We start from the raw sequence: 15,355 nt of genomic DNA, 5'->3' as shown, positions 1-15,355 counted from the left end.
GCTTTTTTGATCTAATACGCTGTTAGCAATGTGCTGGTATAAGCACTGCTTAGCCGTAATTGCCATGATTTTAATCTATTAATCACGCCCAAACGCACGTAACTAACAACGCTAATTAAGCATAGCTTGTTTAATTTGTGTTGGAATCCCTACCGGCTTGAAGGTTACGGCATTTACAAAAGCCGCTTTCACATGCGCGTTAATTAACAACTCGCCATTACGCGTAATTGTTTGCGCCAATTCGATACTACCGTGACCAATTTTAACGATATCACAATGAATTTCAAGCATGTCATTAAAATTTGCGGGCTTTTTAAAGCTAATAGACAAGCTATGAACCACAATAATCACCCCATGACTGTCTTTCACTTCGGTTTGCTCAAAACCTAAAGCGCGCAACCACTCAGTACGCGCACGCTCCATAAAGTTCAAATAATTGGAATGATAAACCACGCCGCCGGCGTCGGTATCTTCATAATAAACGCGCACAGGCCAAGTAAATTTTGCTAGGGGCATCATGGCTCCTGCCACGATTCGCCACTGGCAATCGCGCCCGGTACTGGTAAACCGAAATGCTGATATGACTGGCTGGTAGCAACCCTGCCGCGCGGCGTACGCATTAGAAAGCCTTGCTGAATCAAATACGGCTCTAGCACGTCTTCAATCGTATCGCGCTCTTCGCCAATCGCCGCAGCCAAGTTATCCAAGCCCACAGGCCCACCGCCGAACTTCTCCAGCACCGCGAGCAGCAGCTTTCTATCCATCACATCAAAACCTAGTTTGTCTACATCCAGCATTTTCAATGCGGCATCGGCAATATTGGCACTCACCTTGCCATCTGCTTTAACTTGAGCATAGTCACGCACACGGCGTAATAAGCGGTTAGCAATACGCGGGGTGCCGCGGGAGCGCTTGGCAATTTCTAGTGCACCGGTATCTACCATTTCTACATCCAGCAAACCAGCAGAGCGCTGGACAATGCGGCCCAGCTCATCTGAGGTATAAAATTCCAGTCGAGAAACTATGCCGAAGCGATCACGCAAAGGATTAGTCAGCATACCGGCACGCGTGGTAGCTCCTACCAAAGTAAATGGCGGTAAATCCAGACGAACACTACGGGCAGCAGGGCCTTCACCAATCATGATATCCAGGCGGTAATCCTCCATCGCTGGGTATAAAATCTCTTCTACCACTGGGGACAGCCTGTGTATTTCATCTATAAACAGCACATCATTGGGCTCTAGGTTGGTAAGCAGCGCTGCCAGATCACCCGCTCGTTCCAGCACTGGGCCGGAGGTTTGGCGCATATTGACGCCCATTTCTTTAGCAATAATGTGCGCCAGAGTAGTTTTACCCAAGCCCGGCGGGCCAAACAGCAATACATGATCTAGCGCCTCACCACGACCCCTCGCGGCATTGATAAATATTTCCAGTTGAGCACGGGCTTTTTCTTGGCCGATATACTCATCCAGCACCTTAGGGCGCAGTGCACGTTCTAGCGCATCCTCTTGTGGGCTCACGACATCCGGAGCGATTAAACGATCAGTTTCTATCATACAACTTCATCTGCTCTCTTATTTTGCAAAACTACCCAATGTGAAACCAGTGTTAACCCAACCGCTAGCAGGGTTGGCCCCAAAAATATGCCAATAAAGCCAAACATCAATATGCCGCCTAACACCCCTAACGCCACCAGCAACAACGGTAAATGCGATGAATGACTAATCAAGATCGGCTTAACAACATTATCCACCATGCTAATCACCAGCAAGCCATAAATCAGCAGAAAAATTGCCCAGCCTTGATCGCCATGATTAAACAGCCACAGTGATGCACCACCCCATACCAATGGCGGCCCCACTGGAATCACTGATAAGAAAAATGTAGCCAGCGCTAATAGCAGCGGCGCCGGAGCCCCTGCCAGCCAAAAACCAAACAGCCCGACGCTTGCCTGTGCCAACGCGGTACCAAATACGCCTAGCATCACACCTTTTACCGTGTTGCATGACAAAGCAAGCATCTCCTGCCCCAACTCACCACCCAGGCGGCGCACGATGGTCGTTACCGCAGCAGCCAGCTTTGTGCCATCCCTGTAAAAGAAAAATGCAACAAATACCACCAGCACCAATTGCACAAAGCCGCCCATGACCACCTGCACCACCTTTAACAGAAAAGTACGAATAGGCTCTGCATACTGGTTCAACAAGTGCATTAACTCCTCATGACTCACAACGACACGCTGCCAAGATTCAGCCAAGGGAGCACCAATAATAGGTAGATTCTTAAGCCATGCTGGCGCAACAGGCTGCAAGCTTTGCAACACCGCCTGCGCCTCATCAAGCAATAGCGTAGCTGAATCTGCAAGGTTCATCGCTAAATAGGCCATGGGCATAATCATCGCAAACAGCAAAAGCAAGGTCATGGTCGTGGCAGCAAGCATATCGCGTCGACCTAGTAGCTCCCATATGCGCTGATATAGCGGCCAAGTAAACACACAAATAATGGCAGCAAACAGCATTGCCGCCATAAATGGATACAACACAAAAACACAGCCTACTATCAGTAGCGATATCGTGGTGATACGGGCAATTTGGTTGGTGTTAATCATGCGGAGCCCTTAAATTGTGGATGACCTATCTATTGCAGCCAATTGCCACTACATCATACTGCATCCTACTTTGAAAGTAATTTTAATGCTTGCTTAATGCCGTCTGTCACACTAATTTCTTTATCTAATAGCTTAACTGCAGCCACTGCCTCGCGCTCGTTGTAGCCCAGCGCCAGCAAGGCATTAAGCACATCACTAGTGGCGGACTTAGGCTGATGTTCATTCATGGCGGCGACACCATCAATCGTAAATTTATCCTTTAGCTCCAACAGCAAACGTTCTGCCGTTTTTTTGCCAACTCCTGGCACGCGCGTTAGCATGCTGGGCTCCTGCAACGCCACAGCTTGCACCAAATCATCAATAGACAGGCCACTTAAAATAGATAACGCAGATTTAGCGCCAATGCCATTCACTTTTAGTAGTTGTCGGAAGGTTGCACGCTCTTGACTAGTACCAAAGCCATATAGCAGTTGTGCATCCTCGCGCACCACAAAGTGCGTGAGCATCACAACCTTATCGCCGATAGCGGGCAAGTTATAAAATGTGCTCATTGGCACTTCGCACTCGTAACCCACCCCATTACAATCAATTAACACCAAGGGAGGTGTCTTTTCTAACAAGGTACCGCTTAATCGACCAATCATCGGGCATTCCAATTACAAAATAATTACGAACAATAACGCATGGCTACGTATCCCAGCAAGCGTAGATTTATGCATGCAATGCCGCACCTTAAAATCGAGTGTGCATCTACTGGCTACAAAACGAAAAACAGGAGAAAGTGGAACGGAAAAGCGAATTAGCTTAGCAGCAAGGCGACTGGCACCAAAGGACAGGACTACCCAATTAAGTAATCAGCCAACTAGGCGCCCGCCTCGCACACGGAAACCGGCGGTCGCCATTAAACCTAAACCCTGTCCGCCATGCGCATGACAAATGGCACAGGCAAGCGCATCTGCAGAATCTGGCTTTGGTGCAGCAGGTAGCTTGAGTAATCGCTTGACCATTTCCTGCACCTGCTCTTTTTGCGCATGCCCACTCCCAACAACCGCCTGCTTCACTTGCAGCGCGGTATATTCGGCAACACTTAAATTGCGGATAACGGCAGCACTGATTGCAGCGCCACGCGCCTGCCCAAGCAGCAAAGTGGATTGGGGGTTAACGTTCACAAACACTTTTTCAATCGCCACTTGATTAGGCTGATAAGTATCGATCACCTCAAACAAACCATCTAAGATAATTTTGAGGCGGGCCGGCAACTCTTCACGTTCAGGGTCGCCCTCTACTTTGCTTTTTTTGCCGCTGGCAGTTTTGATGGTACCACTGGCAACGTAGGTGATTTTCTCACCTACTTTTTCAATTACGCCAAAGCCTGTTAATCGCAGGCCGGGGTCTATGCCGAGAATTCGCGTAACACTCACAGCAAGCCCTTAGTGGGTTTAAACATGCAGACTTATTCTTCAATCACTGCAGATGTATAAACATCTTGCACGTCATCTAAGTCTTCTAGCGCGTCCAGAATTTTTTGCATTTTTACGGCATCATCACCGGTAAAGATAACTTCAGCATCAGGCTTCATAGTGACTTCACCCATTACTGCCTTCAGGCCTGCCGCTTCTAAGGCTTCTTTAACTGCCACAAAATCAGCTGGCGGGGTAATTACTTCAATACTGCCATCATCATTGGTGATTACATCTTCAGCGCCGGCTTCAAGGGCTACTTCCATCACTTTATCTTCTGAGGTGCCAGGCTCATACACCAAGCTACCACAGTGCTTAAACATAAAAGCAACAGAACCATCAGTACCCAAATTGCCACCGTGCTTACTCAATGCATGACGCACATCCATTACCGCGCGTTGTTTATTGTCTGTTAAACAATCAATAATAATCGCGGCACCGTTGATGCCATAGCCTTCGTAGCGGATTTCTTCGTAACTCACGCCTTCTAACTCACCCGTACCTTTTTTAATCGCACGTGTAATGTTATCCGATGGCATGTTTTCTTCTTTTGCCAAGGCAACGGCCGCACGTAAACGTGGGTTCATATTAGGATCACCACCGCCCAAGCGGGCTGACACCGTGATTTCTTTGATGATTTTAGTAAAAATCTTACCGCGCTTAGCGTCTTGGCGACCTTTGCGGTGTTGAATATTTGCCCACTTACTATGACCTGCCATGTTTAGATCCTAATTTCAAACTAAATAAGGCGAATTTTATCACATGCGTTTACCCAAATTACAGGCTTTTAAATGAGAGGGTACAGGGGATTAATACTAGGGGGTAAGACTTAGGGCAATAGCATCTAAGCACTAAATGCCTAGACGCTATTCATTCATGTTTACTCTTGCCCAATTGCAGGGTCAACAGGGGCGTGCTTTTTAATACTGACGAAAGAAATAATCACTAACGACAATGCGATTAATACCATGCCTATCAATTCCATGCGATTTGGCACTTCATTTAACTGTATCCAAGCTGCCAGCACGCCTATTACCGGCGCTAGCATAGATGCCATACTAGCTACGCCCGCAGGTAAAATCTGCAGGGCATATAGCCATAACAGCCAAGCCAGCGCGCCGCTTAGAAACACATTAAACAATACAGAGCCAATAAAATAGCCAGTCCATTGTATCGGCGGCGCCGGTACGATAAACGCAATTGCCAGCATAGGCACAGAGCCTAGCAACATTGGCCAAGCTGTCAGGTTTAATAAATCCAGATGCGGGCTGCGTTTATGTAATTTTTTAGAAATTATGGCAGACAGCGCCCAAGACACCCCTGAAATAATTGCCAGGAACATACTAAATCCATCGGCTTTAATATGCAGCGGATCAAAAATCAGCAGCATGCCGAACACCGCTGAGATCACTGCCAACCATTGCCAGCCCTGCACCTTTTCACCCAGAATCGGCCAGGCAAACAACATCACCCAGAATGGCATGGTGTAAGTGAGCACAGCAGTTTTACCTGCGCCGCCTTCTACCAATGCCCAAATCAATAGGCCAGTAAAACCTACCGTTTGCAACAAACCCAATACCAGCATGGTAGGGAACTCTTTAAGACCCAAAGGACGTTTGGTTGCATAGATAACGACAAATAGCACTACCGCACCAAAGAACACACGCAAGGCAGCAAACTGAAACGGGCCTGCATATTGCAGCGCGCTCTTCATCACCACCCAGTTGTAGCCCCAAATAATGGTGAGTACGATCAGCGCAACAAATGCGCTAATGATTTTTTTTGTACTATTTTCCATCTATTTTCTATGCCTTAATCAATTTGTTAGCACAAACTGCTTAGTTCCAAATATGCGTAACCGCTTTCCAGTTGCCATCCGGTTGTTTGCGATATACCAAATGTACGTTACCGCCAAAAGTTTGTTTTTCGCCTTGCGCATTGAACATTGCACCCGCCCAGTTGCCGCGCTGAAAAGCTAAATTACCGTCTTCTACTGCATCTATCAAAGTGAGTTTGTGCTCAATTACGCCCGCATCAATTAAGCCAGCAAAAAATGTTTGAATCGCGGCAGCCCCTACCACCGGCTCCCCCGCTGGTGCTGGCATCACAACCGCGCTGTCAGCATAGAGCGCGCCAATCGCAGCGGCATTTTTAGTGTTGAACGCATGGTCAAAGCTTTGGTTGATTGCGCTAATTTGTTGTTGAATACTGCTCATATGATCTCCTAATTTCTTGAAAGAATTTACTTCTGCTTGGTTAGTTCCGGAATACCTAAATTGATTAACTCCAACATCTGGTGCAACTGTTCGCGTTGCGCTTCATTAATTCCCTGCATACACAACCTTAACCTTTGGTAGTAATCAGGCATCACTGCATCCAATTTCGCCTGCCCCGCCTCAGTGAGATGAATCAATACACTGCGTCTATCGCTTTTGGTAAAAACACGCTCGACTAAACCGCTTTGCTCTAAGCCATCAATCAAGCCAGTCATGGTGGCACGTGTAACGCCGGCTTTATCTGCCAACACTGAAGGCGTTGAAGCTTGTGACTCCTCACGCATCAACAAAATCAGCACCCACCAGCGCCCTTGCAGCAAACCATGCTTACTCAAGCAAGCATCCAGCGCGATAGACAAATCGGTTGCAACCCGCATTAAATGCAAAAAGCTCGATACTGCCGTGATATCCGCATCAGGATATCGTTCAGCAAACTTATGGAGCACCCCGGTTGTAGGTAAGTCTTTTAGTTCTAGCATAATTAGGTTCATTATAGTTAGCTGACTAACTATGTCAAGAAAAAATTAAATTTGTATAAGATTTAGACCTATATACAGACTATAAATCAAGTAAATAAATGATGCCCAAAACCTAGCAATATTAGCTAAGACAAGCACATCAAATCTCACAGCAGCGCCAAAAGGCAAGGGATAACAAACACACACCGAATGAATTAGTAACAGACAATTACACGAGTTCATAAGTTTTTCATTTAAACTAGCGTAAATTAAAAATTAGCAATTACACAGTAAATGTAATGCGAGTATGTTATTTTTAGCAGTGGTTTTTCTATCTTTACCGATTTAATAAGGAACATAATGAAACGCTTTTTGATGTTATTAATGGTTGCTATCACTTGTGTAAGTTTTATGTCGTCACTGGCAGAAGCCAAACGTTTTGGTGGTGGTAGCAGTTTTGGCAAGAGCAGACCAGCTCCAGCAAAACAGTCACAACAAAAAGCACCAGAAGCCACACCGAATAAACCAGCGCAGTCCGGCGCAAGCAAATGGTTAGGACCATTAGCAGGTTTAGCAGTGGGTGCCGCACTTGCCAGCATGTTTGCTGGCTCAGGTATCGGCGATGCAATGGGTTCAATATTAATGGCGCTAGCCGCTGCTGCTGCCATCATGTTTTTAATCTCTAGATTCAAAAAATCGCAGCAGCCAAATATGCAATATGCAGGCACTGGCGGTGCATACCAAGCGCCAGCTCCGATTACAGAGCCAGCCCTTAGTAGTAGCAGCCAAACCAGAAATAGCAATCAAATCCCGCATGATTTTCCTGTAGATAGCTTCTTAAGAAGCGCTAAAGCTTCTTTTATCCGCTTACAAGCAGCCAACGATAGAAAAGACATTAATGATGTGCGTGAATATACAACGCCTGAAGTGTTTGCAGAAATCTCCTTGCAAATGCAAGAGCGAGGCAATGAGGTGCAGAACACTGAAATCGTTGCAATTAACGCAGAGTTATTAGAAGTGACTAATGAAGATGCATACGTAATTGCCAGCGTCCGCTTTACAGGTCAACTGCGTGAAAACAATGGCGCACTGGAAAACATAGATGAAGTGTGGCACATACAAAAAGACACGAGCAATATCCAAGAAAAATGGTTGCTGGCAGGGATTCAGCAGCTTAGTTAAACATAAGGCTAGCATAATCGCCAATTGAAGAATCCGTAGGTAGTGGCTATGTAACCGACTTTTACTTAGCCACTGTTTGCTACCAGCTAGCTTAATCGCCTTGCGATTGCGTTTAAAAGATATTACCATCCAAATTATGGGGAGTTAGCAGCCTCCCCGTTTCAAGACATTCACGTCCAAGGCCTGCTCAAATCTTATGGCATAATGCCCTAGAGGAGAAGCTATGGACGCACAGAACAACAAAAATCTAAACTCAGCCCCTAACTCAGTACCATTTGTAGAAGCCATTTTATACTGGCTCAAACTTGGTTTTATCAGTTTTGGCGGTCCCGCCGGGCAAATCGCCATCATGCATCATGATTTAGTTGAAAATAAACGCTGGATTTCAGAAAAGCGTTTTTTGCATGCACTAAATTACTGCATGTTACTGCCAGGCCCTGAGGCACAGCAATTGGCGACCTATATTGGCTGGCTCATGCACCGCACTTGGGGCGGCATTGTTGCTGGCACCTTATTCTTTCTACCTTCGTTCTTTATTTTGGTGGGGCTAGCGTATATCTACATGGCCTATGGCTCAGTACCTGCAGTTGCCGGCGCGTTATATGGCATTAAACCTGCAGTGGTTGCGATTGTCATGTTCGCCGCATATAGAATCGGCTTACGCACGCTTAAAAACAAGCTTATGTGGGGCATTGCCGCAGCAGCTTTTTTAGCCATCTTTATACTTAAATTACCTTTCCCGCTCATTGTGTTAACAGCCGGCCTGATAGGCTACGTTGGCGGCAAACATTACCCTAACTACTTTAAATTGGGTGGGGGTCACGGTGCTGCACAAAAGAGCTACGGCGCAGCACTGATTGATGACGGCACACCGACCCCGGCACACGCACTCTTTAGCTGGCGTAGGCTATGGCAAGTGGCCATCAGCGGCTTGGCGCTATGGCTAATTGCCATGGCAGTGTTAATGGCAAATTATGGCTGGCAAGGGGCATTTACGCAGATGGGCTGGTTTTTTACCAAAGCGGCTTTACTGACTTTTGGTGGTGCTTACGCGGTATTACCTTATGTTTACCAAGGGGCAGTTGAACACTACCACTGGCTAACCCCTACGCAAATGATAGATGCACTAGCACTAGGGGAAACCACGCCTGGCCCGCTGATTATGGTGGTGACATTTGTAGGGTTTGTTGGTGGCTGGGTGACGCAAACATTTGGCGCTGACGCTCTATTTGCTTCAGCGTTTATTGCAGCAACAGTTGTTACATTTTTCACATTCTTGCCGAGCTTTGTGTTTATTTTGTTAGGTGGTCCGTTCATCGAAACTACGCATGGCAACCTTAAATTCACTGCACCATTAAGCGCCATTACCGCAGCAGTGGTTGGCGTTATCGTTAACTTAGCGCTGTTCTTTGCGTACCATGTATTTTCACCACAAGGGCTTACCGGTCAGATTGATTGGCTCTCGGTTGCACTGACCGCTTTAGCGACACTTGCAATATTCAAGTACAAAGCCAATGTCATCTTAGTAATTATCGCTGGTGGCATTTTAGGCATGGCTTGGCAGTTGCTTGCATGATGCCGCACAACAAAGGTTAATGCGCTATCCCCTAAAACTTAGGGGATAGCGCAAAATCTACTAGAGGTTAGCTAAAAACTAAAACATTTAAGCCAATACACACTAATCATAAGAACTCACTATCTAACCATAAAGGTACCAATCGACTTTAGCCTCTAATACAATTGGTAAAAGTAATTATTGGTGTATATTTACTATTTATACAGTATTTTTTGCACAACACTTTTTTGAACGTATTTTTACGCATCACAAGGGAGAGCAGCATGAAAACACTACAACAATTACTAGATGGTAAAAAGTATAAAGAGGTTATTTCAATCGCACCGTCCCGCCCTGTATTTGATGCGCTAGTCATCTTGGCTGAATACAAAATTGGCGCTTTAATTGTGCTGGACGGGCAAAACTTAGTCGGTATTTTTTCAGAACGCGATTACGCGCGTGAAGTAATTCTTAAAGGCCGCTCATCTAAAACCACCTCAATCAACGAAGTGATGACCAGCAAAGTGTTAACTGCCAGCCCCAACGACTCTGTTGAACATGCTCTATCACTAATGACAGAGCACCGTATCAGACACTTACCTGTAGTGGTGGACGAGAAAGTGGTAGGCGTGCTCTCGATAGGCGACTTAGTAAAAGAAACCATTGCATACCAGCAAGAGCTGATTAAGCAGCTACAAAGCTACATTAAGAGCTAGTTTATTAATAGATGAGCCTAAAATAAGCTGGGCAGCACCATGATTATTTACCACGTATCATGGCACCAATCAGGTTTTTACCCAGCCACTTGGATAGCACCGTCACTGCCAGCAAATGCAGAACAACCACGCCCTGTAATGAGTAAGATAAAGCTTCGTGCAGATCAACAGGCCAATCTTCTCCCCACAACTCATCTGTGCGGCTCAGCCAGCCTGTAAGCGCTAGCAAGAAAATCAACACCCACATCACGTAAACCGCATATTGACCCAAGGGGTTGTGCCCAACGTAATCATGTTTCTCACGTTTCAGCAGCGATTGAACATGTGACTTAATCTCGTTAGCTCCGGGCAAATGCAGCTTTGAAGCCTCAACACGTGCAAAGAAAAAACCATTAATTAAGCGTAACAGCACTAACCCAGCGCAGATGTAGCCTATCAAGCGGTGCGTATAACCAGATTCATTAAAGAAATTAACAATCACCCCTACAGCGACTAGCCAATGGGTTAAACGTACGAACAATGTCCACTTTATCATTATTTTTCTATCGCATTAGCGCCAAAGTAACTTAACTCAAGATAGGTGACTTAACTTAATATCAGCCAAGGTAGCGGCACCAGAAAGCGCCATGGTCATCTCCAACTCATCACGCATTAAACGTATCACATGGGCAACACCAAGTGCACCTGCCACAGACAGCCCCCAAATATAAGGTCGGCCAATCATCACTGCATCGGCACCCAGCGCCAGTGCTTTAAATGCGTCTTGCCCGCGGCGGATGCCACTATCAAACAACAGGCAAGCTTTGCCGGCAACCATATTGGCAATTTCAGGTAACACGACAAGGCTGCTAGGCACACCATCCAACACACGCCCACCATGATTTGAAACCACCAGACCATCGCAACCCAGACGCAAGATGCTGGCAACATCATCAGTATGCAATACGCCCTTCACCAGCAGTGGCACTTTGATTTGTTCTCGCAACCAAGCAACATCATCCCAGCTTGGCGCCTGCGACATCCAGCCATCAAACACCAGGCTTTGATGTGCCTGTACGGGTGGTTGCGATAATGGAGACTCCAGATTCACCGCACGCATACCGTCAGGCAAGGCCATGACAGCCTGCTTCACTGGGGCATCCACAGTAAACATTACCGCGTTGTAACCTGCTGACAATGCACGATTGAGCAAGCGCAAAGTACGTGGGCGGTCGCCCTGCCAATACAACTGAAACCATAGGGGTTGGCCTGCCGCTTCGATAATTTCCTCTAGTGATTGGCTGGCAAGGCTACTGACGACCATTTGCCCAGCTTGTGCATTGGCTGCCATGGCACTCACTTTTTCACCATGATCATGAAACAAGCGCTGGTATGCGATTGGAGCGAGCAATAAGGGATGCTCAAAATTTTGCCCAAATAAATTGAGGCGTGTGTGGCCGCCTTTTACATCCACCAACGGCCTAGACATCAATTGCACTCGGTCAAATGCATCCAAATTGGCCTTTAAACTGATGCCTTTACCCGAGCCGCCTTCAAGGTAATGCAAAACCTCTGGACTTAATCTTGGCTGGGCATGAGCAAGATAATCTTCTGCGGTTTGAATGCCAGGCGGGATCGCTGTTAACTTGCTGAGCAAAGCCATTACTCAGCCCATAGACGTAAAAGATTGTGGTACACACCGGTTAAATGCACAACGGCTTCAGACTCACCCACCGTTTGACGCAACTGCGCCAGCGAGATATCCATGTCGTACAGCAGGCGACGTTTTTCTGCGTCACGCACCATGCTCTGAATAAACATAAAACAGGCCACCCGCGCACCTTTAGTGACAGGTGTCACTTGATGCACAGAAGACGATGGGTACACCACCATGCTGCCTGCTTTCAATTTGAATGCGTGGCGACCAAAGGTGTCCTCTATCATCAACTCACCGCCTTCATACTCATCCGGCTCTGATAGAAATAAAGTCGCAGAGACATCGGCACGCACATAACCACTGCCGTCTGGCATCATGCGCATCGCGTTATCGACATGAAAACCATAGTGATTAGTTTGACCAATATAGCGGTTAAAAAATGGCGGCAAAATTCTAGAAGGTAGTGCCGTAGAGAAAAACAGTGGATTACGACCAAGCGCCATATGCACCAACTGCCTAAGCGCACGTATTTCGGGTGCATTTTCCGGCAGCTGTTGGTTATTTTTCACAATTGCAGCTTGGGTTCCCGCAGTGACTCGGCCATCAACCCAACTCGCATTAGCAAGTAAACGCCTGGCTTCTGCCAGCTCTTCAGCCGTTAGTACATCAGGCACATGCTGCAACATACGATTCCCTTAAATTGCGCTAATTGTTAGATTGAACTAACGTTGAGTTAGTCTTTAATACCTTCGGCCTTGATAATTGCCAAGGTTTTTGTATCAAAGTAGATTTCCACTTTTTTGCCATCTTTATTACGGCCATAAATCTCGTAGCAATTACCATCTACTTTAAATTTCTTGATGGTATAGCCTTCATCCGCCAATGCTTTTTTAAGCGTATCTTCTGATGCCCACTCTTCTTTTGGATGCACAGGGCAATCTGCCGCCGCGTGTGCGTAAATAGGGAGTAAAGCCAATAGAGCGAACAATATGCGCATATTAAATCCTTTATTAATTTAAGTTCTAGCCCACGTGTGAGCCATGTTGTAATGATGGCGGTGCTTTAATCACTGCTATGCTATCGACTATTTGTAGGCAAAATTAATTCAATTTAGGTGCACACAACTTAAAACAATGCACCTCGAACCCGCTTTTATAAACCAGATAATAAACAGAAAAAGCCATGAGGACTACTCATGGCTTTTTTTAGCATAACAAGTTAGAACTTGATCTCAGTGGTTAAGATTGCGGTTCTGCTGTTTCCTGGAGTCAGGAAGGCGCCGTTATCATAAACATCGCCATAATAGACTTTATCAAACAAGTTTTTCACGTTTAAACGTACCGCCCATTTTTTTGCCTCATACGCAGCCATCACATCCCAGCGAGTATAGCCTGGCACCACATTAGGCTTAAATGCACCATTTACAAAGTTAGTACCTGCACCACCACTTGGGTTATAACCAGTACGTTCGCCTTTAGCCTCAAAACCACCACCAATTTTCCAGTTACCTGCAATGGTATAGGTTGTCCACATATTAGCTGTCATAGCGGGTGTATTACGTGCGCGCTGGCCTTTGTATCCTGCGTAAGCATGCGTAATCAGACCGGTGCTTGCATTCACGTTCTCTGCGACTTCCAGAATTTTTGCATCCATAAATGCCACGCCACCAAACACTTCCCAGTTATCCGTCAAATGCCCCGCCAATTCAAACTCCAAACCATCGGTACGACGTTTCTTAGTAAGGATACTTGCGGTAGCCTCTAAATCGGTACTACGTTCCCAGTCTTTAGTTGTACGGTATAACGCTGTCCGGAATGATAAATCACCATCTAGGAACAACCATTTAGCACCCAACTCAACAGTCTTACTTCTTTCAGGCGGCAATGGTGCCACTGTTAGCTGATACAAATCTGCTGTTGGGCTGAAAGAGTCGCTAAAACTAACATAGTAATGGCTATCTGGTGTTTGGTGCCAAGACAAACCGGTACGATAGCTATTTTCACCGTAGCTAAGTTTTGGCGATGTAGCACTTGAATAGTCTGCGCGAAGTTCATCTCGACGCAAACCCACTAACAAATCCCAGTTTTTTACAAACTCAATCGTATCTTGTGCATAAACTGCGTAGTTATCTGCATCAAATTTAGTTGGCGTCCCTGTAACTTGGCTTTCAGTGTAGCCAGGTACAGAGGCAGTCCCTATATTTCTCAGACTTTGACGATAAGAGTCTTCTTTCAAATACTCAACACCTGCCAATACTTGATGTTTCATCCCCGCCAAATTTAATTTGGTGCTGAAGTCTGATTGCAAATTCAATGTATCGTAGCTTGATTTTCTTGCCTGATTCTGACCCAGGACTAATGAAGCATTAGTAGGCACTGCATTTGCAGCGGTTTGATGTGGCGTCTTTGCCCAATACGCACGGTCATAACTTGCACTCCTCAACTGAGTGCGTAGCTGCGTATCTTCCGAAAACTTATGAGTAAAAATACCGGTAGTAACACGCGTATCACTATTATCAAAGTTTTGATTGCCACCATAGAAAGTCTTGTCATCAATTTTACCCGTTGCAACAGTTCGATTAGCTGGGCGCTTATTGAAGAATGAAATACCAAAATCTGGCACATCACGTGTTTGTGTGTACACGTGATTCAAATAAAACTCGTTATCCGTACCGATACCAGTGCCAAAGCTAACCGCAATACCTTGACGATCAATCTCAGGCCTATCACCAGTCGCTGGATTCTGACGATAGTTTTCCTCATGTCTATCCATCACATTGACACGAATTGCTGTGGTGTCGCCTAGTTTCTTATTAAAGTCACCAGTCATTTGATGATAGGAATAACTACCTAAGCTACCGGTAACCGTGTTTTTATCTTCAAGCTTAGCCATTTTAGTCACTTGGTTAATCACGCCACCCGCTTGACCACGACCAAACAGCATTGCTGCAGAACCACGCAGTACATCTACTTGGTCCAAATTGTATGTTTCACGGTAGTATTGCGCTGTATCGCGCATATTATCTAAGTAAATATCACCAAATGTGTAGAAACCGCGCAGATTGAAGTTATCGCCACCACGACCGCCTTCAGCCGCGTTAAAAGTTAAGCCTGAAACGTTGCGCAATGCATCGCGTAGTGAGCTAATTTGCTGGTCATGCATTAAATCATGCGTCACTGAAGTAATTGCCTGCGGAATATCTTGTGGATCTTGCAACACTTTGCCTACGCGGGTTTTTGTTGCTTGGTAGCCACCAATCTCACTGACTGAAGCTGCTTTTACATTTACCTCTTCCAGTGTTTGTTGTGGCGCTACTTCTGGCGCTTTTTCTTCTGCAATTGCGTTTGCGGCTGGTAAAGCCAGCATCACCGCTAAATACAGTGATTTTTGTGTCAGTGATTTATGTTGTGTCAACATCATGCTTTAGTATCCTAATGATAAATGTCAATCGCTGGCTAACTAAG

General features: G+C 46.0%; 17 protein-coding genes. 3 read left to right on the top strand and 14 right to left on the bottom strand.

What is annotated here, in order from left to right; translation table 11 throughout:
* Positions 1–111: 111 nt before the first annotated feature.
* The 9 genes from ybgC to VGD82_RS01320 all read right to left on the bottom strand — a co-directional run bounded on the left by ybgC (position 112) and on the right by VGD82_RS01320 (position 6,823).
* Positions 112–516 carry a tol-pal system-associated acyl-CoA thioesterase gene (gene ybgC / locus VGD82_RS01360; RefSeq protein ID WP_331018757.1) on the bottom strand — a complete coding sequence of 135 codons (405 nt, stop codon included), beginning with the start codon at positions 514–516 and terminating at the stop codon, positions 112–114.
* Entirely contained in the window at positions 516–1,556 is a 1,041-nt protein-coding gene (ruvB, locus tag VGD82_RS01355) for a Holliday junction branch migration DNA helicase RuvB (protein ID WP_135278719.1), read from the bottom strand. The genes ybgC and ruvB overlap by 1 nt, the downstream gene beginning before the upstream one ends.
* A complete protein-coding gene (locus VGD82_RS01350) occupies positions 1,553–2,608 on the bottom strand; it encodes an AI-2E family transporter (protein ID WP_331018671.1) in 1,056 nt (351 codons plus the stop codon). The genes ruvB and VGD82_RS01350 overlap by 4 nt, the downstream gene beginning before the upstream one ends.
* A gap of 65 nt (positions 2,609–2,673) precedes the next feature.
* Complete coding sequence (gene ruvA, locus VGD82_RS01345) at positions 2,674–3,252, bottom strand: Holliday junction branch migration protein RuvA (protein WP_135278721.1); 579 nt, start codon at positions 3,250–3,252, stop codon at positions 2,674–2,676.
* 210 nt (positions 3,253–3,462) lie between these two features.
* Complete coding sequence (gene ruvC / locus VGD82_RS01340; RefSeq protein WP_331018670.1) at positions 3,463–4,029, bottom strand: crossover junction endodeoxyribonuclease RuvC; 567 nt, start codon at positions 4,027–4,029, stop codon at positions 3,463–3,465.
* A gap of 32 nt (positions 4,030–4,061) precedes the next feature.
* On the bottom strand, positions 4,062–4,787 hold the full coding sequence (locus tag VGD82_RS01335) for a YebC/PmpR family DNA-binding transcriptional regulator (protein ID WP_331018669.1): 726 nt from the start codon (positions 4,785–4,787) through the stop codon (positions 4,062–4,064).
* A 161-nt stretch (positions 4,788–4,948) separates the two neighbouring features.
* Complete coding sequence (locus tag VGD82_RS01330) at positions 4,949–5,866, bottom strand: DMT family transporter (protein ID WP_331018668.1); 918 nt, start codon at positions 5,864–5,866, stop codon at positions 4,949–4,951.
* 40 nt (positions 5,867–5,906) lie between these two features.
* Complete coding sequence (locus VGD82_RS01325) at positions 5,907–6,284, bottom strand: YybH family protein (protein WP_331018667.1); 378 nt, start codon at positions 6,282–6,284, stop codon at positions 5,907–5,909.
* A 26-nt stretch (positions 6,285–6,310) separates the two neighbouring features.
* Entirely contained in the window at positions 6,311–6,823 is a 513-nt protein-coding gene (locus VGD82_RS01320) for a MarR family winged helix-turn-helix transcriptional regulator (RefSeq protein WP_331018666.1), read from the bottom strand.
* Between the two features lie 339 nt (positions 6,824–7,162).
* Between VGD82_RS01320 and VGD82_RS01315 the strand changes: the two genes are divergently transcribed.
* The 3 genes from VGD82_RS01315 to VGD82_RS01305 all read left to right on the top strand — a co-directional run bounded on the left by VGD82_RS01315 (position 7,163) and on the right by VGD82_RS01305 (position 10,255).
* Entirely contained in the window at positions 7,163–7,984 is an 822-nt protein-coding gene (locus tag VGD82_RS01315; protein WP_331018665.1) for a Tim44-like domain-containing protein, read from the top strand.
* A gap of 223 nt (positions 7,985–8,207) precedes the next feature.
* Positions 8,208–9,560: a chromate efflux transporter gene (gene chrA / locus VGD82_RS01310; RefSeq protein WP_331018664.1), complete on the top strand. Its 1,353-nt coding sequence runs from the start codon at positions 8,208–8,210 to the stop codon at positions 9,558–9,560.
* Between the two features lie 263 nt (positions 9,561–9,823).
* A complete protein-coding gene (locus VGD82_RS01305; protein WP_331018663.1) occupies positions 9,824–10,255 on the top strand; it encodes a CBS domain-containing protein in 432 nt (143 codons plus the stop codon).
* A gap of 43 nt (positions 10,256–10,298) precedes the next feature.
* Here the strand turns inward: VGD82_RS01305 and VGD82_RS01300 are convergent, their stop codons facing one another.
* The 5 genes from VGD82_RS01300 to VGD82_RS01280 all read right to left on the bottom strand — a co-directional run bounded on the left by VGD82_RS01300 (position 10,299) and on the right by VGD82_RS01280 (position 15,311).
* Entirely contained in the window at positions 10,299–10,790 is a 492-nt protein-coding gene (locus VGD82_RS01300) for a cytochrome b/b6 domain-containing protein (protein ID WP_331018662.1), read from the bottom strand.
* Between the two features lie 36 nt (positions 10,791–10,826).
* The gene (locus tag VGD82_RS01295; RefSeq protein WP_331018661.1) at positions 10,827–11,897 is read right to left on the bottom strand and encodes an alpha-hydroxy acid oxidase; all 1,071 of its coding nucleotides are present in this window, start codon (positions 11,895–11,897) and stop codon (positions 10,827–10,829) included.
* On the bottom strand, positions 11,897–12,577 hold the full coding sequence (locus VGD82_RS01290; RefSeq protein WP_331018660.1) for a Fe2+-dependent dioxygenase: 681 nt from the start codon (positions 12,575–12,577) through the stop codon (positions 11,897–11,899). The genes VGD82_RS01295 and VGD82_RS01290 overlap by 1 nt, the downstream gene beginning before the upstream one ends.
* A 47-nt stretch (positions 12,578–12,624) precedes the next feature.
* Entirely contained in the window at positions 12,625–12,888 is a 264-nt protein-coding gene (locus tag VGD82_RS01285; RefSeq protein ID WP_331018659.1) for a PepSY domain-containing protein, read from the bottom strand.
* A 221-nt stretch (positions 12,889–13,109) separates the two neighbouring features.
* Entirely contained in the window at positions 13,110–15,311 is a 2,202-nt protein-coding gene (locus VGD82_RS01280) for a TonB-dependent receptor (RefSeq protein ID WP_331018658.1), read from the bottom strand.
* Positions 15,312–15,355: the final 44 nt, after the last annotated feature.

Origin of the sequence: Methylotenera sp. (genome assembly GCF_036401095.1) — a bacterium.
In the GTDB taxonomy this organism is placed as follows: Bacteria; Pseudomonadota; Gammaproteobacteria; order Burkholderiales; family Methylophilaceae; genus Methylotenera.
This window is presented reverse-complemented; position numbering and strand designations above follow the sequence as displayed.